At 70.4% G+C, this 847-nt stretch carries 1 protein-coding gene; it reads right to left on the bottom strand.

Annotation, left to right across the window (positions count from 1 at the left end):
- A partial coding sequence (locus I6U14_RS11870) for an ATP-binding cassette domain-containing protein (protein ID WP_296899588.1) occupies positions 1-332 on the bottom strand: 332 nt, incomplete at its 3' end.
- Positions 333-847: the final 515 nt, after the last annotated feature.

The following is an 847-nucleotide window of genomic DNA, read 5'->3' as shown; positions in this document are numbered from 1 at the left end:
CCCGTCCGGCCCTCCGCCCGCGGAATGGGGTCCGGGGCGATCTCCGTCAACACGGCCACGTTCTCCCGCGCCGTCAGGCTCGGGATCAGGTTGTATAACTGGAATACGAAACCGACGTGATGGCGGCGGTAGCGCGTGAGCTCGCGGTCGACGGCGGTGGCGAGATCCTGGACGCCATACAGCACCTGCCCGGCTGTGGGCCTATCCAGTCCGCCCAGGATGTTCAGCAGCGTGGACTTGCCGCTGCCGGACGGCCCCAGCAGCACCGCCAGCTCGCCGGCGTACAGGTCCAGGTCCACACCGCGCAGCGCCTCTACCCGCACCTCGCCCATGCGGTAGACCTTGGTGACGCCGCGGACGCGGAACACGGCGTTGCCCGGCGCGGTTTCGGGCGCGCGTGTTTCAGGCGACCCGTGCCCGGGTGCGCCGCGCGCGGGCGATGGCGCGTCGCCGCCATCAACGGGGTCGGGTCTGGTGCGGGCGCCTGCCATCGGCTGCTGGCCTTTGCCGCGGGACTGACTGAAGCATAGCCCCCGGCGCCGACGGCGTTGGCCGCGCCGGGCTGTTCGTCCGCCAAGACGAAAGCGTTGCTGTCTCACGGGTGCAGTCGCGTCGCAGTCCAAACCCTGCTCAGCCAGCATCCGCTCGATGGTCTCCGCCTCGGGGGTTTGCAGCCGGCGGGCGTCGGCGAGGGAGGTGCAAAGGAGGGTGTTGGCCTCGGTGCGGTGGGTGTCGGCGCCGATGCGGAGCAGCTGCTCGGCGTCGTGCACGAAGAACTGGCGGGTGTCTTCGCCGCGGAGCTTGTCGGTGCCGTCGATCATGAAGACGATTGGGACGCCGTTGCCGG

It is taken from the genome of Thiohalocapsa sp., assembly GCF_019695415.1.
Classification (GTDB): Bacteria; Pseudomonadota; Gammaproteobacteria; order Chromatiales; family Chromatiaceae; genus Thiohalocapsa.
Note: the sequence above shows the minus strand (reverse complement) of the source record. Positions and strands in the feature narration are given on the sequence as shown.